Origin of the sequence: Bradyrhizobium sp. LB14.3 (assembly GCF_040547985.1) — a bacterium.
GTDB lineage: Bacteria > Pseudomonadota > Alphaproteobacteria > Rhizobiales > Xanthobacteraceae > Bradyrhizobium.
In genome coordinates this window covers 18490-34950 of record NZ_JBEPQT010000015.1, presented here as the reverse complement: position 1 = coordinate 34950, position 16461 = coordinate 18490, and the positions used below count along the sequence as shown (strand labels likewise).

At 64.7% G+C, this 16461-nt stretch carries 16 protein-coding genes; 7 read left to right on the top strand and 9 right to left on the bottom strand.

All coding sequences use genetic code 11. The annotated features are described in order from the left end of the window. Positions 1 to 18: 18 nt before the first annotated feature. Complete coding sequence (locus tag ABIB00_RS24605; RefSeq protein WP_354106151.1) at positions 19 to 915, top strand: DUF2147 domain-containing protein; 897 nt, start codon at positions 19 to 21, stop codon at positions 913 to 915. Between the two features lie 181 nt (positions 916 to 1096). Further along, positions 1097 to 1447, top strand: a complete 351-nt coding sequence (locus ABIB00_RS24600; RefSeq protein WP_354106150.1) for a hypothetical protein — start codon at positions 1097 to 1099, stop codon at positions 1445 to 1447. Positions 1448 to 1515: 68 nt separating this feature from the next. Here the strand turns inward: ABIB00_RS24600 and ABIB00_RS24595 are convergent, their stop codons facing one another. Together ABIB00_RS24595 and ABIB00_RS24590 are read right to left on the bottom strand one after the other, a co-directional pair. Then, complete coding sequence (locus tag ABIB00_RS24595; RefSeq protein WP_279667380.1) at positions 1516 to 1920, bottom strand: (R)-mandelonitrile lyase; 405 nt, start codon at positions 1918 to 1920, stop codon at positions 1516 to 1518. A 23-nt stretch (positions 1921 to 1943) separates the two neighbouring features. Beyond that, positions 1944 to 2642: a ribonuclease activity regulator RraA gene (locus ABIB00_RS24590; RefSeq protein WP_247346892.1), complete on the bottom strand. Its 699-nt coding sequence runs from the start codon at positions 2640 to 2642 to the stop codon at positions 1944 to 1946. Between the two features lie 247 nt (positions 2643 to 2889). Between ABIB00_RS24590 and pxpB the strand changes: the two genes are divergently transcribed. From pxpB to ABIB00_RS24575, 3 genes are read left to right on the top strand one after another with little or no spacing between them, the layout of a single operon-like run. Beyond that, positions 2890 to 3621: a 5-oxoprolinase subunit PxpB gene (gene pxpB, locus ABIB00_RS24585; RefSeq protein ID WP_354106149.1), complete on the top strand. Its 732-nt coding sequence runs from the start codon at positions 2890 to 2892 to the stop codon at positions 3619 to 3621. Beyond that, positions 3618 to 4655 carry a 5-oxoprolinase subunit C family protein gene (locus tag ABIB00_RS24580; RefSeq protein ID WP_354106148.1) on the top strand — a complete coding sequence of 346 codons (1038 nt, stop codon included), beginning with the start codon at positions 3618 to 3620 and terminating at the stop codon, positions 4653 to 4655. Before pxpB ends, ABIB00_RS24580 begins: the two co-directional genes overlap by 4 nt. A 30-nt stretch (positions 4656 to 4685) precedes the next feature. Further along, entirely contained in the window at positions 4686 to 5456 is a 771-nt protein-coding gene (locus tag ABIB00_RS24575; RefSeq protein ID WP_354106147.1) for a LamB/YcsF family protein, read from the top strand. On the opposite strand, the gene ABIB00_RS24570 is transcribed toward ABIB00_RS24575, so the two are convergent. From ABIB00_RS24570 to ABIB00_RS24550, 5 genes are all read right to left on the bottom strand, one after another. After that, positions 5457 to 5609, bottom strand: a complete 153-nt coding sequence (locus ABIB00_RS24570; protein ID WP_247346884.1) for a hypothetical protein — start codon at positions 5607 to 5609, stop codon at positions 5457 to 5459. It abuts the gene before it with no gap. A 205-nt stretch (positions 5610 to 5814) separates the two neighbouring features. Next, positions 5815 to 7428 carry a sulfite reductase subunit alpha gene (locus ABIB00_RS24565; RefSeq protein ID WP_354106146.1) on the bottom strand — a complete coding sequence of 538 codons (1614 nt, stop codon included), beginning with the start codon at positions 7426 to 7428 and terminating at the stop codon, positions 5815 to 5817. Continuing rightward, positions 7425 to 9203 (bottom strand): NirA family protein, encoded by a 1779-nt coding sequence (locus tag ABIB00_RS24560; protein ID WP_354106145.1) that lies wholly within the window; start codon positions 9201 to 9203, stop codon positions 7425 to 7427. The genes ABIB00_RS24565 and ABIB00_RS24560 overlap by 4 nt, the downstream gene beginning before the upstream one ends. 329 nt (positions 9204 to 9532) lie before the next feature. Beyond that, a complete protein-coding gene (locus tag ABIB00_RS24555; RefSeq protein ID WP_354106144.1) occupies positions 9533 to 10696 on the bottom strand; it encodes a CmpA/NrtA family ABC transporter substrate-binding protein in 1164 nt (387 codons plus the stop codon). After that, the gene (locus ABIB00_RS24550) at positions 10693 to 11283 is read right to left on the bottom strand and encodes an ANTAR domain-containing response regulator (protein ID WP_247346876.1); all 591 of its coding nucleotides are present in this window, start codon (positions 11281 to 11283) and stop codon (positions 10693 to 10695) included. Before ABIB00_RS24550 ends, ABIB00_RS24555 begins: the two co-directional genes overlap by 4 nt. Before the next feature lie 111 nt (positions 11284 to 11394). On the opposite strand from ABIB00_RS24550, the gene rimO reads away from it, so the two are divergent. Then, on the top strand, positions 11395 to 12720 hold the full coding sequence (rimO, locus tag ABIB00_RS24545; protein WP_354106143.1) for a 30S ribosomal protein S12 methylthiotransferase RimO: 1326 nt from the start codon (positions 11395 to 11397) through the stop codon (positions 12718 to 12720). A 10-nt stretch (positions 12721 to 12730) separates the two neighbouring features. Here the strand turns inward: rimO and ABIB00_RS24540 are convergent, their stop codons facing one another. Further along, complete coding sequence (locus ABIB00_RS24540) at positions 12731 to 13672, bottom strand: hypothetical protein (RefSeq protein WP_354106142.1); 942 nt, start codon at positions 13670 to 13672, stop codon at positions 12731 to 12733. A 522-nt stretch (positions 13673 to 14194) separates the two neighbouring features. On the opposite strand from ABIB00_RS24540, the gene ABIB00_RS24535 reads away from it, so the two are divergent. Next, a complete protein-coding gene (locus ABIB00_RS24535) occupies positions 14195 to 15385 on the top strand; it encodes an acetylornithine transaminase (protein WP_354106141.1) in 1191 nt (396 codons plus the stop codon). An 88-nt stretch (positions 15386 to 15473) separates the two neighbouring features. Here ABIB00_RS24535 and ABIB00_RS24530 read toward each other — a convergent pair whose 3' ends face one another. Then, on the bottom strand, positions 15474 to 16448 hold the full coding sequence (locus tag ABIB00_RS24530) for a quinone oxidoreductase family protein (RefSeq protein WP_247346867.1): 975 nt from the start codon (positions 16446 to 16448) through the stop codon (positions 15474 to 15476). Positions 16449 to 16461 lie beyond the last annotated feature (13 nt).

The following is a 16461-nucleotide window of genomic DNA, read 5'->3' as shown; positions in this document are numbered from 1 at the left end:
CTGTTTCAGGAGACGGAAATGAGGAAGCTGTTGGCCACGGCCGCATTCCTTTTGGCGAGCACCGCTGCGCAGGCGCAGTACACCTTCGACTATGGCGGGCGCACCATCCGCATCGATCCCGACCGCGGCACGGTGCAAATTCCCGGCGTCTACGACAACACCGGCCAGGGCAAGGCAAAGAAGACCAAGGCCGATGCCAAGGGGGCTCCTAAAGCGGACCCGCAGGCACCGCAGCAAGCCAAGACCGACCCGCAGCCGCCTGCCAATCCGGCGACGGCCCTCGCACCCGTCGCGGCACCTCCGGCGATCGAGCAGGCCCCTGTCCAGGCTCCCGCGGCCGTGGCGCCTCCTGCCCCGCCGGCGCCTCCGGCCACCACGGCTAACAATGCTCCGGCCGAAGACGCGCTTGTGCCGCCGCCTCAGCCGGCCCCGAGCGCTGCCCCAACGGTGGCCGCAGTACCGCCCGCACCGCCTCCACCGCCAGCCCCGACGGTCGCAGCCGCGCCTCCGGCTCCGCCTCCCGTCCCGGCGCCTGCGCCTGCCCCCGTTCAGTCGGCTGCAGTCGCACCGCCGGCTCCCGCGGCCGCGCCCACGCGCGATCTCAATTCACCGCTCGGCGTGTGGCTCACCGAGGAGAAGGAAGGCAAGATCCGGATCGAGCAATGCGGCAACAATCTCTGCGGCTATTCGGTCGATTCGAAATCGAACCAGAACGGCGAGCAGGTCCTGATCAACATGAAGCCCGGCAAGGATCAGAACAAGGACCAGAAATGGTCCGGCCGCGTCCTCGATCCGAACTCCGGCTCGACCTACGATTCAACCATCGCGCTGAAGGGCACCGATCGGCTGCGCGTGCAGGGCTGCGCCTTTGGCGGCATGTTCTGCGGCGGCCAGACCTGGACGCGTCTGAACTGACGTCGAGACGACACTCTGACCGAGACAAAGGGGCCCGCAACGCGGGCCCCTTTGCTTTTGTCCGCCAAATCGATTGCGACGTGCGCGACGTCGTAGAGCCCGTCGCGCGCGTGACAGCCCTCACATCGCCGGTACGGCGCCCATGCCAGGATCCCCGCAGGCTCAACCACAGGGGCGTGTCATGAACGGTTTTCGCAAATGTCTTTTCGCCACGATCGTCGTCATCGCGTTGCCGGCCGCGCAGGCAAGCGCCAGCACTTTCGACGGCGCATGGAATGTCCGTATCTCATCGTCGAGCGAGACCTGCGGTAACGGCTCGACCGTCTCGATCGGCATCAACAATGGTCAGATCGCGTCGAGCAGCGCCGCAGTGACGGCGTCCGGCCGCGTCGCGGATGCCGGCCGCATCAATGTCACCTTGAGCACCGGCATCAAGCGCGCCGTCGGCTTTGGCCGGCTCAGCGGCACCTCAGGCTCCGGCACCTGGCGCGGCACCATGTGCACGGGCACGTGGACGGCGGAAAGGATGTAAAGTGCCGTGTCCCGGACGAGCAGCGACGCATCGCGGTACGCGATGCGTCTTGTTCCGGGGCACGAGAGTCAGCCGACCGCCGCCCCATATTCCGCGTCGGTCACCGGCTCCAGCCAGGTCGAGAACACGCCGTCGAGCGCTTCCTGCATGGCGATGTGGGTCATGCCGTTGGTCGGCGTGGCGCCGTGCCAGTGCAACTCGCCCGGTGGAATCCAGACGGTGTCACCAGGACGTATTTCCCTGATGGGCCCGCCCTTGGCCTGGACCCGGCCAACGCCCGAGATGACGTACAGCGTCTGCCCGAGCGGATGGTGATGCCAGTTGGTGCGCGCGCCCGGCTCGAACGACACGCGCGAGCAGTTCAGCCGCGCCGGCGCGGGCGCCATGATCACGGGGTCCTGAAGGACCGTGCCGGTGAAGTGTTCCTTGGGCGCGCGGCGGGTCGGCCGCGTGCCTGCGACAGTGATCTCCATGGGGTAACCTCGCTTGCTGTCTGTTACTTCTTGCTTGCGGCGTAGCGCGCCTTGGTCTCGGCGTTCATGGGATAGAGGCCCGGGAGCACCGCGCCGTTGTTCACCTCGTTCACGATCCAGGCTTCCATCCGCTCCTGCTCGACACTCTCATTGAGCACGTGTTCGAGCATCGCCTGCGGGATCAGCACGCAGCCGTCCTGGTCGGCGACCACGATGTCGTTCGGGAATACCGCAACGCCGCCGCAGCCGATCGGCTCGCCCCAGCCGACGAAGGTCAGACCGGCAACCGACGGCGGTGCGGCATAACCGTCGCACCAGACCGGCAGGTTGGTGCCGAGCACGCCCTCGACGTCACGCACGACGCCGTCGGTGACGAGTGCGGTGACGCCGCGCTTCATCATGCGCGCGCACAGGATGTCGCCGAAGATGCCGGCATCGGTGATCCCCATGGCGTCGACCACGGCGATGCAGCCCTCCGGCATTGCTTCGATCGCGGTGCGGGTCGAGATCGGCGACGACCAGGATTCCGGCGTCGCCAGATCCTCGCGCGCCGGCACGAAGCGCAGCGTGAAGGCCGGTCCCACCAGGCGCGGCAGACCCGGGCGCAGCGGACGCGCGCCGCGCATCCAGATGTTGCGTAGGCCTTTCTTCAGCAGGACCGTGGTGATGGTGGCGGTGGTGATGCCGGCGAGGGTCTTGCGGGCTTCGGGGGACAGCGACATGGAAACAGACGAGCTCCGGATGGGCGGGAATGAACGCGCGCATCTTGCGAGGTGCGGGCGTGCCGTCAAGGGCCAAGAAGGTACCAATCATGCAGGGCCGCAGCGCTGTTATGCGTCGCGATAACAAGGCTTTATCGTCTTCCCCTGCATTAATTTATTGGACTTGGGGGCGCATTTACGCGAAGCAGGAAGAAGCGGAACTCAAGGCCGAGCCCGCGTATCTCCAGAAGCCCGATTTCGACAGCCCATGTCCGCGACGCTTCCCCCGCCCCGCCTTCTGCCCAGTGGCGACAGCGCCGTCACGGTTGAATTCAGCCGTACCATCGACGACGCCGCCAACCAGCGCGTGCTGGCACTCGACAAGGCGCTCGCAGCAAGCCCCATCGACGGCGTCACCGAGTCCGTGCCGACCTATCGCTCGCTGCTGGTGCACTACGACCCCGGCAAGATCGGCTTTGACGCACTCGGCGACAAGCTGCTCGCGCTCGCCAGCCAACCGTTGCCGCCGGCCACCAATGCGCGCCGCTGGCGCATTCCCGTCGCCTATGGCGGCGAGCACGGCATTGACCTCGAGGATGTCGCGAAGGCGCTGAACACCACGCCCGACGACATCGTCGCCCGCCACGTCGCCGGCGACTATAAGGTTGCCATGATCGGCTTCACGCCGGGCTGGTCCTATCTCAGCGGCCTCGACAAATCCCTGCAGATGTCACGGCGACAGAATCCGCGGCTGCTGACGCCTGCCGGCACGATCTCGATCGGCGGCATCCAGGCCGGAATCCAGTGCCTGGCTGCGCCCAGCGGCTGGCACCTGCTTGGCCGCACGCCGGTGCGGACCTATCAGCTCCTCCGCAATCCGACCTTCCTCACCGAACCCGGCGATCGCGTGACGTTTTTCGCAATCGACCATAAGACGTTCGAGGAACAGGATCGCGCCGCCGAGGCCGGCGAGATCATTGCCGAGCAGGTGGTCGCATGAGCCGGCTTGTGATCGCCAGCATCGGGCCTGCAAGCTCCGTCCAGGATGGCGGACGCCACGGAGCGCAACGCTATGGCCTGACGGTCAGCGGAGCGATGGACCGCCTGTCGCTCGCGGCAGCGAACACGCTTGTCGGCAACGAACCGTTCGCCGCCGCTATCGAGGTCGGCCCGTTCGGCGCCTCGTTCACCGCCCGCGACGGGGCCGTGCGGGTCGCAATTTCAGGCGCGCCGCGCAATGTGGACATCGCCGGCAGTCCGGTCGCCATGGACATATCGGTGACGCTGCAGGACGGCGAGACGCTGACGCTGGGTTTTGCTCGCAGCGGTGCGTTCACCTATCTGGCGATCGAAGGCGGGATCAAGGGCGAGCCGGTATTTGGCAGTCTCGCGGTCAACGCCCGCGCCGGCCTCGGCAGCCCCTACCCGCGCCCGCTCCAGACCGGTGACGAATTATCTGTCAGCGCCGCAAGCGGTGCGCCGGAGCTGCGCATCGAACTGCCGAAGCCATCGAGCGGTCCGATCCGCGTCCTGCTGGGACCGCAGGACGACGAGTTCGACGACGCCAACAAGGCGCTGTTCCTCGACAGCGAGTGGAAGATCTCGGCGACCTCCGATCGCATGGGCTACCGGCTCGAAGGCCCTGCGATCAAGCATCTGCACGGCCACAACATCGTCTCCGACGGCACGGTCAACGGCAGCATCCAGGTGCCCGGCAACGGCGCACCGATCGCGCTGATGATGGACCGCGGCACCTCCGGCGGCTACCCGAAGATCGCAACCGTGATCACGGCCGATGTGGGCCGCCTCGCGCAAACCTCGGCAGGAACGGCGTTCCGCTTCAAGGCGGTCGGCATGGCCGAGGCGCAAGACGAGGCGAAGAAATTCGCGCAAACCATCCGCAGCCTGCCCGATCGCCTGCGCTCTGCCGACACCGTCGCGCTCAACATCGAGGCGCTCAGCGATGCCAACGTCGCGGGTTATGCTGTAAGTGCCGTCGACGCCGGGACCTGGCAGGTCGCGGCCGAGCCGTAAACCACAAGAAGACCAAAGGCGGAGGACACCATGAAGACGATCGATCTCAATTGCGATCTCGGCGAAGGTTTTGGCGCGTGGGAGATGGGCAACGACGCTGCGATGATCGAGCTGGCGAGCTCGGTCAACGTCGCCTGCGGGTTTCATGCCGGCGACCCCGACATCATGCGCCGGACAGTCGAGCTTGCGAAGGCGCGCGGCGTCTCGGTCGGCGCACATCCCGGCTATCGCGATCTGCACGGTTTTGGCCGGCATCCGATCGCGGGGCTAAAAGCCTCCGAGATCGAGAACCTCGTCGCCTACCAGATCGGCGCATTGCAGGCGATCGCGACGGCCGCCGGCCACAAGGTGACGCATGTGAAGGCGCACGGCGCGCTCTCCAACGTCGCCTGCGAGGACGACATGACGGCGAAGGCGATCGCAGCCGGCATCAAGGCGGTCGATCCCGGCCTGATTTTCGTCGTGCTCGCCAATTCGAAGTTGGTGAAGGCCGGCGAAGACGCCAATCTGCCGATGGTGCACGAGGTGTTCGCCGACCGCGCCTATGAGGACGACGGCAACCTCGTCTCGCGCAAGAAGCAAGGCGCGGTGCTGCACGACGCCAAGGCCATCGCCGACCGCGTGGTGCGCATGGTGCAGGATGGCGCGGTGGTCTCGGTGACAGGCAAGGTCATCAAGATGCGCACCGACACGGTCTGCATCCACGGCGATACGCCGGGAGCAGTCGACATCGCGCGCGGCCTGCGTCAGGCCTTGAAGAATGCGGGAATCGAAGTGGCGCCGTTCAAGCGCGGGACGTGATCAGAACGGGTGTACCGAGAGCGTGCCGAACACGATGGCCGCGATGACGGCGAAGGCGCTGTACATCGCGGCATGATGCATGCTCGCCGCGGTCCGCCGCGAGAGCGAGCGCGCGTAGAAGTGCAGCCTGGCTTCCGCCGATAGTTCGCGCATGGTCGATCTCCAACGCCGCATTTGCGGGATTATGAAGGATCAATCCGGGTGGTGGGCAAGACACCCGCGGAAATAGCGATGCGGGTTCTCCTAAGAAGCCCAATCGAAGATGCAAATTCTCCTCACGGGCGGGTTCCGAGCATCTTATTCGTTAAAGTCCGAGGCGGTCGGAACCGACCGGCCCGCCTGTGCTCGTTGCCGCGCCTTAATACACGTCAGCCTGGAAGCGGCCGGTCTTCTTGAGCTCGGCGACAAAACTGACGGCTTCGTCGGTCGAACGTGCTCCGAACTGGGCGACGATGTCGACCAGCGCACGCTCGACGTCCTTGGCCATGCGCTTGGCATCGCCGCAGATGTAGAGATGCGCGCCCTCGGCAAGCCACGTCCACAATTCGCGGCCGACCTCGCGCATGCGGTCCTGCACGTAGAACTTCTTCTCGCCGTCGCGCGACCAGGCAAGCGACATGCGCGTGAGCAGACCGGAGGTCTTCATCGCGTTGAGCTCCTCCTGGTAGAAGAAGTCGCAATCGCTGCGCTGGTGGCCGAAGAACAGCCAGTTCTTGCCGGGCGCACCGGTCGCCTTGCGGTCGAACAGGAAGGCGCGGAACGGCGCTATGCCGGTGCCGGGGCCGATCATGATGACGGGCGTCTTCGGATCCTGCGGCAGGCCGAAGCCGTGCGCCTTTTGCACATAGACCTTGAGCTTCTCGCCCTCGCCGATGCGCTCGCCGAGGAAGGTCGAGGCGACACCGATGCGCTTGCGTTTGCCGACGATGTAACGCACGGAGTCCACCGTCAGCGACAGTTTTCCGGGTGTCGCGTTGTGCGACGAGGAGATCGAATAGAGCCGCGGCTGGAGCGGCTCCAGCGCCTCGACGAAGGCCTCGGGGTGCGGACGCGTGCCCGAAAACTTCTGCAGCGCCGCCATGACGTCGAGCGTAGCGGCATCGCCATCGGGATCCTCGCCCTGCGCCAGCGCCCGCGCCTTCTCGCGTTGCGCGCCCCCGGTGATGAAGGAAAGCAGCTCGAACAGCGTGTCGGGCGCCGGCGACAACGAGACGTCGTCGATCAGCACCTCGCGCAACGTCTTGCCATTGACCTTCGTGGTGTGAGAGGCGCCGAGCAACGCGATGATCTGGTCGACGAGGCCGACCTCGTTGCGCGCAAACACGCCAAAGCTGTCGCCGACGGTATAGTCGAGCTTGCTCTCGGAGAGATCGAACTCGACGTGATAGGTTTCCTTCTCCGACTTTCCCTTGTTGAGAAGACGACGAGACAGGAAGGTCGCAGCAACAGGGTTGTCGCGTGAGCGGCCGGGCTCGGCAATCGTCACGGTCACGGCGGGGGCTGCCACCGCGTCTTGCTTGTCGGACGCCTTGGCCATCGGCGTCTTGTCCAGCTCTTCGTACAGCGACTTCAGCATCCGCGCGGTTTCCTTGCCGCCGGGGACGCAAAGGTTGAGCCGCGCTTCACTGCGGCCCGCGATCGCCTCCGAATAGTCGTGGCAATTGTAGCCGCACTGGCCGCAATCCTGCTGCGCCATCGCCGCCATCATCTTGCGGCGCACGGGACGGCCCTCGGCGAGTTTCATCCGATCCGCGATCGGCATGGTCTGGTCGTGCCACGGAGATTCGCCGTCGTCGCCGTCACCGGCTGCGCCTTGCAACACGGCGGCGCCCTGCTCGGCCGACAGCGGCGCTGCCGCATCGGGCGACAGAAGCCCGGCGAAGAAGCCGTTCAGCCAGGAGCGTTGCGCGTCGGAGAACGGAGCGCTCGTGGGAATGATGTCGAGTTTCGGCGGAGGGCTGATCTGGTTCATGAAGACATCTCGGCATCGGCAAGCTTGCGCAGCGTCTCGCCGTCGTGGCGGCGCGCAAAGGACAGGAACGTTTCGTCGGGAGACGAGCGATGGGCGATATAGGCCTTGAGCAGCCCTTCGACCATCTTCGGCGCGTCTTCGGCCTTGAGGTCGTGATAGATCTCCTGCCCGACGTCGGCATCGAGGCCAAACCCGCCGCCGGTGAAGAGATGATAGCCCTCGACCGTGTCCTCCTCGTTCACCGGCACGCGTGCTCCGATCAGGCCGATGTCGCTGATGTAATGCTGCGCGCAGGAATGGTGGCAGCCGGTGACGTGGATGTTGACCGGCTTGTCCATCTCGACGCGCGGCTCGCACCAGTCGCCGATCTCGGCGGCGTGGCGCTTGGTATTCGCCGCGGCAAAGCGGCAGCCGGCATTGCCGGTGCAGGCGATCAGGCCGGCACGGATGTGCGAGGCCTCGACCGCGAGCCCGATCTGCTTGATCGCCGCAATCGCAAGCTCGACATTCTCGTCGCGCACCCCAGAAATCAGCAGGTTCTGCCAGACGGTCAGGCGAATATCGCCGTCGCCGAGGTCCTGCGCCACCTTTGCGAGGCCCCGCATCTGATCGCAGCTGATCTTGCCGAGCGTCAGCGACACACCGATCCAGTTCAAACCGTCATGCTTCTGCTTGTGCACGCCGATATGCGCCATGCGGTCCGCGGCCGGCCGCGGGAGAAACGCCTCTTCCGGCACGCGCGTAAACGGCTTCTTCAGCCGCTCCTCGACGAGCTTGAGAAAGCCATCATGGCCCATGGCATCGAGCACGTATTTCAGCCGCGCCTTGTTGCGGTTGGTGCGGTCGCCGTGCTCGATGAATATGCGCACGATGGCGTCGGCAACGGCCGTGGCTTCTTCAGGCTTGACGACGATGCCGGAATATTTGGCGAAATCCTTATGTCCGGTGATGCCGCCAAGGCCGAGGCGGAACCAGACTCCGGGCTCGACGCCGAAACCGTCCTTCACTTCAAAGGCCGTGAATGCGATGTCGTTGGTCTCCTCGAGCACGGCGATCCTGCCGGCACCCTCGAAGGCGACGTTGAACTTGCGCGGCAAGCCGTACAGCGAGCGATCGTTCAGGATGTGGTAGTGCCACTCGCGCGCATAAGGCCGCGTATCGATCAGCTCCTGCGGATCGATGCCCGCCGTCGGTGTCCCCGTCACATTGCGGATGTTGTCGGCGCCTGAGCCGCGCGAGCACAGGCCGAGGTCCTGAACGCCCTCGATCAGCTTCACGGCGTTCTTCGGCGGGATTTCGCGAAGCTGGAGATTGGCGCGCGTCGTGACGTGGCTGTAAGGCCCGCACGTTTCATCGGCGAGATCGGCAAGGCCGGACAGCTGCCAGTGCTTCATGATGCCGTTCGGAATCCGCAAACGGCACATGTAGGAGTCCTGCGTCGGCGCGACGTAGAAGATGCCGTAGTACCGCCAGCGGAAATTGTCCGCCGGGCTTGGCGGCGTATTGTCGAGCGCCTGCTGGCGGAGACGCGGATAAGCATCGAAGGGATGCTCGTCGCGCTTGATCTTCTCCTGGTCGGCGAGCTTCTTGCCCGCGGCGATGACCTTGTCCTGCGCCTTGATGTGCACGGCATCGGGGCCGGTCGGTTTGGGGCTCGCCTTGCCGGCGCCGCCGAGACCGCGGCCGACCCGGCTGATCTGCAAACCGCTCGTGAAGCCTTCGAGATAACGTTTCTGGTCGTCGGTAAAGTCGACTGAGACGGTGTCGATTTTCATGGTCAGTAACGAAGCTCCTGCGGCCACCTGAGTGTCGACGGAAAGTGCACGACCCGCGAGGAACTCGGCTGGCTCGAGAGCCGGCTCTGCACCCAACGGTCCGATCAGCTTCGTTGCTGCGGGACTGGCTCAGCAGGCACCTGTGACAGGCTGGCCGCACTGCAACATTCAAGTTGCGTGCCAGCTTTGATGAAATGAAACTTGGTGCAATATCAGATGATTAGGCGCGCCCTAGGGAACTCGCGCCTCTGGAATTCTTATGAAATTCGAGCAGTCGGCCTAAAATTTAGACGCTGATCTCCAGCGGTCAAAAACAATGCAAACGCGAATCAGGCCTTCCAGCGGCCCACCTCGAAGGCCGCAAGATGCCCCCGAATATTCGCGGGATCAAAAGCGGGGCCGGCAAATGCGCCGAATGCCGCGGCGGCTTGCGTGGGCGGCCGTCGGCCGAGAGCGCCGTCGTAGAGGTCGGGCCTGAACACCGCCATCGCTGTCTTGACGCCCTCCGAACTCAACGCCGTCTGCCCCCAGCGCACCATCTGCGCATAGAGCCAGGCGGCCTGGACCGGATCGGGGCGCCCTGCCTCTTCGCGTCCCACCAGAAGGTAGCTGCCACTCTCGCGAAAGGTGCCGTCCGGCGAAATCTTGAGGCGTCCCGTGAGGGTGCGCTGGATGACTTGGGCGTCGACTCCGATCCGTTCGGGCTGCGCCAGGATCCGCGCCGCTTCGGTTCGGTTTTCCGGATGCTCAATGAACTCGGCCGCCTTCACCGCGGCGCGCACGAGGCTAGCGACCACGTCGGGATGCTTGTCGGCCCAGACCTGGCGAACTGCCAGCACCTTCTCCGCCGCGTGGGCGAGGATGTCGGAGACGAAATGCAGGATATGGCCGATGCCGAGATCGACCGCGATCGAATTCCAGGGCGCGCCGACGCAGAACGCATCGACGTGGCCGTTGGCAAGACTATCGACCATGTAGGGCGGCGGCAGCACCACGAGGCGCACATCCTCGTCGGGATCGACGCCGGCCGCCGCCATCCAGAACCGCAATTGGTAATTGTGGGTGGAGAACGGGAAGGTCATGCCGAAGGTCAACGGATCGGCTCCCGCCTTGCGCCGTTTGGCGACAACGCGTGCCAACGCTTTTGCCGTAGCGAGCGGATCGAAGCGATCGCCGTCGATCTCCTCCATCAGCGCCGCATGAAGCGCCGGCGACACCGTGATCGCGTTACCGTTGATGCCGAGATTGAAGGGCGCCGCGATCGGCACCTTGACGTGACCGAGCCCGAGCGAGGATGCGATTGCGACCGGCGCCAAGAGATGCGCGGCATCGAACAGGCCGATATTGAGTTTGTCGCGGACGTTGGACCAGGAGACCTCGCGCACCAGATCGACCTCAAGCCCTTCGGCCGCGGCGAAGCCCTTGTCGACGGCAACGATCAGCGCTGCGGCATCGACCAGCGGAATGAACCCGATGCGGAGAGGAGCGGTCATTTCAGCATCTCCGACGCGGTGATGATCGACTGCGCGATCTCGCCGATTTTCTTCTTCTCGCGCATCGCAGTGGAGCGCAGCAGCACATAGGCCTCGTCCTCGGTGAGGCCCTTCACCTTCATCAGGATGCCCTTGGCCTTTTCGATGATCTTACGATCCTCGAGCTGCGACTTGGTGCGCTCCAGCTCCTCCTGGAGTTTTGCGAAAGCATTGAAGCGGGACACGCAAAGGTCGAGGATCGGCTTGATGCGTTCCTTCTTCAACCCGTCGACGATGTAGGCGGAGACCCCCGCTTCCACGGACGCCTGGATCGAGGATGAATCGCTCTGATCCACGAACATCGCGATCGGCCGCTTCACGGCGCGGCTAACCTGGAACATCGCCTCCAGCACGTCGCGGCTGGGGTTCTCGAGATCAATCACGATGATGTCGGGGTCGACCGCATAAATACGGGCGAGCAGGCTCTGCATTTCACGGATATGAACGATCTGCGTGAATCCGGCCTCCCGCAACCCTTCTTCGAGGATCGCAGCCCGGATCGGGCTTTCGTCGACGATCACGATTTTGGGTGACTGTTCGGCGCTCATAGCTCACTCACGGCAGGTGATTCACCCATAGCACGCCGGAGGGCCCTGCAAAGGGTTGTAATTATGGGCAATTGGGACTAGCTCAGGCCCGTCAATCAGGCAGATTTGGATATGGATCAGACGGCTGCGCCCAAGGTCAGCTTCGTGTCGCTCGGGTGTCCCAAGGCATTGGTGGATTCCGAGCGTATCATCACGCGCCTGCGCGCCGAGGGCTACGAGCTCGCCCGCAAGCATGACGGGGCCGACATCGTCATCGTTAACACCTGTGGTTTCCTCGACAGCGCCAAGCAGGAATCGCTCTCGGCGATCGGCGAGGCCATGGCCGAGAACGGCAAGGTAATCGTGACGGGTTGCATGGGCGCCGAACCCGAGCAGATCGAGCAGGCCTATCCCGGTGTGCTCTCCATCACCGGCCCGCAGCAATATGAGAGCGTGCTCGACGCCGTGCACCGCGCACTGCCACCGGCGCACAATGCGCATCTCGATCTGGTGCCGCCGCAGGGCATCAAGCTGACGCCGCGCCACTACGCGTATCTGAAGATCTCCGAGGGCTGCAACAACCGCTGCACCTTCTGCATCATTCCGAAGCTGCGCGGCGATCTCGTCTCTCGTCCGGCCAATGACGTGCTGCGCGAGGCCGAACGCCTGGTCAGTGCCGGCGTGAAAGAGCTGCTGGTGATCTCGCAGGACACCTCGGCCTATGGCGTCGATCTGAAATATGCCGAGAGCCCGTGGAAGGATCGCCAGGTCCGCGCCAGATTCCTCGATCTCGCGCGCGAACTCGGCGAATTCGGCGCCTGGGTTCGGCTGCAATATGTCTATCCCTATCCGCATGTCGACGAGGTCATCGCCTTGATGAATGAGGGCAAGGTGCTGCCCTATCTGGACATCCCGTTCCAGCATGCAAGCCCCGAGGTGCTGAAGGCGATGAAGCGCCCGGCCGCGCAGGACAAGACGCTGGCGCGGATCAAGCGCTGGCGCGAAGAGTGCCCCGATCTCGCCCTGCGCTCGACCTTCATCGTCGGCTTCCCCGGCGAGACCGATGCCGATTTCGCCTATCTGCTCGACTGGCTCGACGAGGCCGAGATTGATCGGCTCGGCTGCTTCAAGTACGAGCCGGTCGCAGGCGCAACGTCGAACGCGATCGGGAATCCTGTTGCGGAAGAGATCAAGCAGGAGCGCTACAACGCGCTGATGGCCCGCCAGCAGAAAATCTCTGCGCGCAGGCTGAAGCGCAAGGTCGGCACGCGCCAGCAGATCATCATCGATGAGGTCGGTCCGACTGTTTCGAAAGGCCGCTCCAAGGCCGATGCGCCCGAGATCGACGGCGCGGTTTACCTGTCGAGCCGCCGCCCGTTGCGCGTTGGCGAGATCGTCACCGCGAAGATCGAGCGCGCCGACCAATACGACCTGCACGGCAGCGTCGCGGGGTTCTGACGGCGCTTCGTCACGCCAACCATTTCGGCACCCAGCGCTCCGGCCTTGGTGCCCGCGCAAGATCAGCCTGCGCCTCGGACAGCTTCGCAGGTTCGCCGTCGATGCTCGGGCGCACATCGTATTCGAAGTTCGGCATGACCCGGCCGTCGGCATAGAGTCCGAACTTCATCGCGTGCCACAGTCCGAGCTCGGGCTGCGCGCAGCGCATCTCCTCACGCAGATCGCGCAGCAGGGATTCGATCGAGCCGGCTTCTTCGAACGGCTGCGGCCCGCGCGTCAGGACGCGCGCCTCGTATTGCTTGCCGACGATCGCGATCTCGAAGTTCGTCTTGTCGCAGGGTTTCTTGCCTTTAGGCAGATGCGCGGCAAGGCGCCAGCCGAGCTCGGCCATCAAGCGGTGATTGGCCCAGTAGTCTTCGCGATCCCGGCTCCATTTTTCCACGAAGCCGCGAAAATCGGGCAGCTCCGACGAATTGTCATCGGGCGGCGCCGCCTCCCCGGTCGGCCGTCCGGCGAGCCATTGCGCGAGTTCGACCGTCTGGCATTCGACGTCGTCATGCGGCAGCAGATCGTGCCACGCCTTCTCGAATTGCCGCGATGTCAGTTTCGCGAGCAGGCCATCGAGGCTCGGCGCCAGCAGCTCGTAATTGCCCTCGGAGCCAAGCCCCACGATCGGCGGATTATCGCGGTCAAGACCCGCGCCATACCAGCCGCCGACGGCCGAGCCATCCGGCAGCCGCATGAACAGCGAAAACCTGTCGCGCAAGGGACTGCCGTCGAAGATCGGCGCCTGATCGGAAAACTGGCCTTGCAGCGAGAAGCAGCCGACGCTGCCCCAGGGGCGCCCCTTCAGCCAGCCGGCGAAGTCGACCAAAAGGGATGGTGCCTCGATGCCCGGCGGAAACGCGCCGCGAATGCTGTCGAGGTCGATCGGGTAAGGCGTGTCGGACAAGGCTTTAAAACTATCTGGTTGGTCCCGCCCCTCTTGGTCTGAACCGTCATGCGTACGGTTCGAACCAATTCGCGTTGGTCGATCACAAACGCGCCAGAGACGTGATAGTTTCTAGGCGCACGATCGATAAAATTCAATCGTGCGAGTGACATCCGGCGCATCGTGCCGCGCGCAACCGCATACGAGTTGCGCCTCTTCGTCACCCGCGACGTCACAACCGCCACACGCCGAGCAAGCCACGGATCTGACCTGCCCCATGCACGCTGGGCGGGTGATCTGTAAAACGCCCGCTTGACAAGCCCCGCCATTCGCCTGTATTGCCGCGCCCCATGATCAACGCTCGGACCCATCAGCGCATCGAAATGCTCCGCCGTCGCTTCCGCGACGATGAGAGGGTGCGCCATGTCCGACGACGCCGCTGAACCACTGAATTCAGCCCAGTTTTCGAGAAGGCCGCACCCGCAAGGTGCGGCCTTTTTGCATTTCGCGCGCCTTTTTGATCCGCCTCCAGAGGAGTTCAACATGACCACGCACCCGTATGACGCGCTGATGGACATCACCGCTCGGCCCAAGGCCGTGTTCGTCCGCGGCGCCGGCTCCTACCTCTGGGACGACAGCCGCAAGCGCTATCTCGATTTTGTGCAGGGCTGGGCCGTCAACTGCCTCGGCCACTCCCCGCCCACGATCGCCGACGCGCTCGCCGCGCAAGCCAAGCGGCTGTTGACGCCGAGCCCGGCCTTCTACAACGAGCCCAGCCTGAAGCTCGCGCAGGCGCTGGTCGCCAACAGCGCGTTCGACCAGGTGTTCTTCGCCAATTCCGGCGCGGAAGCCAACGAGGGCGCGATCAAGCTCGCGCGCAAATATGGCAGCCTGCACAGAGGCGGCGCGTTCGAGATCATCAGCTTCGAGGGTGGCTTCCACGGCCGGACGCTGGCGACGATGTCGGCCTCGGGCAAGAAGGCCTTTGAGCCGCTGTTCGAGCCGAAGGTCGCCGGCTTCAAGAAAGCGAAGCTCAACGACATCGCTTCGATCGAAAAGCTGATCAACGACAACACCGTCGCTGTGATGCTCGAGCCGATCCAGGGCGAGTCCGGCGTGTGGCCTGCGACCGATCAGTTCTTGCAGGAGTTGCGCACGCTCACCGACGCGCACGGTCTCTTGCTGATCTTCGACGAGATCCAGACCGGGATGGGCCGGACCGGCAAGCTCTTCCACTACGAGCATACGGGCATCGCGCCCGACATCATGACTCTCGGCAAGGGCATCGGCGGTGGCGTGCCGCTCGCAGCCCTGCTCGCGACCGAACGCGGGGCCTGCTTCGAGCACGGTGATCAGGGCGGCACATTCAACGGCAACCCGATCATGTGCGCGGCAGGACTTGCGGTGCTCAACGAGGTCAGCAAGCCGGACTTCCTCAAGGCGGTCACCGAGACAGGCTTGCTGCTCGAAAGCGAATTGCAAAAGGTCTCCGCCCGGCACGGCCTCGGCGAGGTGCGCGGCCGCGGCCTGTTGCTCGCGCTCGACCTCAAGCTGCCGATCGCACCCGGCATCGTCGCGCAGGCGTTCGAGGCCGGCGTGCTCCTCAACGCGCCGCAGGTCGACACGCTGCGCTTCATGCCGGCGCTGAACGTCACGCGGGCCGAGATCGCCGAGATGATCGGCTGCCTCGACGGGATTTTGATCAGGGCCGGCGCGGCACGGCGGGTGGCGTAAGGCCTGCCTCGTACCCCCGAACGCAGCGCAGCGCCCCTTCGCGGTGCGCTGCAAAGCCGGGACACGGGAGCAGATGACGACGGAAGAACTACGGCTTCAAGATCGACGCGCCCGTGGTCTTGCGGCTTTCGAGATCGATATGCGCCTTGGCGGCGTCCTTGAGCGCGTAGGCGTGGTTGATCGGCACGTGCAGCTTGCCATTGATGACAGCAGCGAACAGCGTGTCGGCGCCTTCCAGCAACTCCTTGCGGGTGCCGACATAGTCGTTGAGCTTCGGTCTCGTCGCAAACAGCGAGCCATGTGCGTTGAGTTCGGCGATCGAAAACGGCGGCACCGGGCCTGAGGCATTGCCGAAGGAGACGAACATGCCGCGCGGCTTGAGGCAGGATAGCGAGCCCGGGAAGGTCGCTTTGCCGACGCCGTCATAGACGACGTCGCAGCCCTCGTTGCGGCTGATTTGTTTGACGCGCGCGACGAAGTCTTCCTCGTTGTAGAGGATGACGTGGTCGCAGCCATTGGCCTCGGCAAGCTCGGCCTTTTCGCGCGAGCCGACGGTGCCGATGACGTGGGCGCCCATTGCCCTCGCCCATTGGCAGGCGAGCAGGCCGATGCCGCCGGCCGCGGCATGGATCAGCACGCGATGATGCGGCTCGACCTTGAAGGTCTTGTGCAGGAGATACCAGACGGTCAGCCCCTTCAGCATCAGCACGGCGCCCTGCTCGTGGGTGATGTGGTCGGGTAGCTTGACCAGTTTCTCCCAAGGGATATTGCGCTCGCCGGTATAGGCGCCAAGGTTGTAGTAGTAGGCGACGCGGTCGCCGGGATGAAAATTGGTCACGCCCGACCCGACAGCAACGACTTCGCCCGAGGCCTCGTTGCCGGCGATGAAAGGCAGCCCGGGCGCCTTGTACAGGCCGGTGCGGTAATAGACGTCGATGAAGTTGAGGCCGACCGCATGCTGGCGGATGCGCACCTCGCCCGGGCCGGGCGCCGGAACATCGACGCTCTCATAGACCAGGACCTCGGGGCCTCCGACCTTGTGGACACGGACGGCTTTGGTCATCGCCTGACCTCCT